Source organism: Terriglobales bacterium, assembly GCA_035624455.1.
Lineage (GTDB): Bacteria > Acidobacteriota > Terriglobia > Terriglobales > Acidobacteriaceae > DASPRM01.
Map to the genome: position 1 here is coordinate 1 of DASPRM010000146.1, position 2,259 is coordinate 2,259.

General features: G+C 60.6%; 3 protein-coding genes. All 3 read right to left on the reverse strand.

The genetic code is table 11. The annotated features are described in order from the left end of the window. Window positions 1-19 precede the first annotated feature (19 nt). Window positions 20-637 (reverse strand): methylthioribulose 1-phosphate dehydratase, encoded by a 618-nt coding sequence (gene mtnB, locus VEG30_16305; GenBank protein ID HXZ81491.1) that lies wholly within the window; start codon window positions 635-637, stop codon window positions 20-22. A 111-nt stretch (window positions 638-748) separates the two neighbouring features. Continuing rightward, a complete protein-coding gene (gene ureG, locus VEG30_16310) occupies window positions 749-1,480 on the reverse strand; it encodes an urease accessory protein UreG (protein HXZ81492.1) in 732 nt (243 codons plus the stop codon). A 14-nt stretch (window positions 1,481-1,494) separates the two neighbouring features. Continuing rightward, window positions 1,495-2,259: urease subunit alpha (locus VEG30_16315; protein ID HXZ81493.1), on the reverse strand; the 765-nt coding region annotated here is incomplete at its 5' end.

Consider the following 2,259-nt stretch of genomic DNA (forward strand, 5'->3'; position numbering starts at 1 on the left):
CCTCGGGTGCCGCACGAACTTACTCGGAGATCCCAGAAGGTAATCCTCGGCCAACGGCCTCGAGCAGAAACTCGAGGATTTCAACATGACGCTTGGCCTCGGCGACATCCTGGCCCCACGTGTACAGGCCGTGCTTGCGTAATAGGATGCCATGAATTTCGGGGTTTTGCGCGAGCAGGTTTTCCATCTGCTGCGCCAAGAGCGCATAGTCCTGGGCGTTTTCGAGGATCGGCAGCCACTCCCGGTGCTCATGGGTGGATACGCCGGAGAGGCCCTTGAGCATCTCGTAGCCTTGAATAGAAAGGCCCCCTGATGCTGCGAAGCGGTCGGAAAGGATAGTGCTCCATATCGAGTGTGTATGGAGCACGGCCCCAGCTCCCGCTCTTTGCACGATTTTCAGGTGCAGGGCGGTCTCGGCGGAAGGGCGCCCGGAGCCGGAGAGTACCTGCGCGTGATCGTCGATCTCAAGAAAACTGGAATCGGAGAGCGCGCCCTTGTCCAGGCCGCTCATGGTAATCATCAGGCGCAGCGGCGAATCTGTGGTTCTGGCGCTGAAATTGCCGCTGGTGCCCAGAACCCAGCCTCGGCGATAGAACTCGTGGCCGACTTCGACCAGCGACTCGAGGATCGCCTTCACAGCAGCGGGATCGGGCGTTGCGCGGTGTTTTGTAAGCTCTGCCATGGCGATACGCTCTCTCTTGTTCCCGTCGGCCTCACAACATTGCATCTCAGCCGGAGACTGATCGCCTCAGGAATGGGGGTGATGATGATCGTGCGAATGAGCATGCTCGCCGTGATGGTGATGTCCCGCGGGAGCCGTACCGGCCGCAAGATCGCGAGCCTCGACCAGCCTGCGCCGTGATTCTACCGGCAAGGACATTTGCCGGCGCAGCCACGCAATCACTGAAGCCAGTCCGGTTCCGTCCTTCAGGTTGGTGAACACGAAGGGCAGATCGCCGCGCATGCGACGTGTATCCCGTTCCATCACTTCCAGGGAGGCGCCCACGTGAGGAGCCAGGTCAATTTTGTTGATGACCAGCAGATCGGAACGGCGTATGCCGGGACCGCCTTTGCGGGGAATCTTGTCGCCGGCAGCCACGTCGATTACGTAGATGAACACATCCACCAATTCCGGACTGAAGGCCGCGGCCAGGTTGTCGCCGCCGCTTTCGACGAACACGAGCTCTATCCCTGGGTGAGTGTGTTCCAGATCGGCGATTGCCTCCAGGTTCATGGATGCGTCCTCGCGAATCGCGGCATGGGGACATCCGCCGGTCTCGACGCCGCGCACGCGCTCAGCGGGCAATGTCCCCTGGCGGATGAGGAAATCCGCATCTTCGCGGGTGTAAATGTCGTTGGTCACGACGGCAAGATTGATTTCCGGCCAAAGACTGCGGCTGAGAGCATCCACCAGCGCGGTCTTACCGCTGCCCACGGGTCCAGCTACGCCTACGCGAAAGGCGCGCTTGAGCTCATTCATGATTCCGTGCCTCCTCAAAACAAGAAATACCGCTGCGCCAGAGGCAGAGTGCTGGCGGGCTCGCAGGTCAGCAGTTCTCCGTCGGCGCGCACCTCATACGTTTCGGGATCGACCTCGATTCTTGGAGTTGCCGTGTTGTGGAACATATCGGCCTTGCGCAGACTACGGCACTTTTTGACGGCCACCACCCGCTTCTCCAGAGGCAGCTTGCGCGCCATGGACGCTGCCGAAACGAAGCTGACTGCGATCGAACGGGTAGCGCTGCCAAAAGCGCCGAACATCGGCCGATAGAAAACGGGTTGCGGAGTTGGAATGGAGGCGTTGGCATCGCCCATCACGCTCCACGCGATGAATCCTCCCTTGACGATCATCTCGGGCTTGACGCCGAAGAAAGCCGGTTGCCAGAGCACGAGATCCGCGAGCTTTCCCGGCTCTATCGATCCCACCTCGTCAGCGATGCCGTGGGTGATGGCAGGATTGATGGTGTACTTCGCCATATAGCGTTTCACACGCTGATTGTCGTTGCGTGAGCTGTCCTGGGCCAGCGGTCCGCGCTGGATTTTCATCTTGTGCGCGGTTTGCCAGGTGCGGGTCACAACCTCGCCGATGCGTCCCATGGCCTGCGAATCGCTGGACATCATGCTGATGGCGCCCAGGTCGTGCAGGATGTCTTCGGCGGCGATGGTCTCGCGGCGGATGCGCGACTCGGCGAATGCGATGTCCTCCGGGATGCCGGGTTCCAGATGATGGCACACCATGAGCATGTCCAGGTGCTCGTC

Coding starts and splice junctions, on each gene's coding strand:
- ureG (HXZ81492.1), bottom strand. CDS start 1,480: ATGAATGAGCTCAAGCGCGCCTTTCGCGTAGGCGTAGCTGGACCCGTG.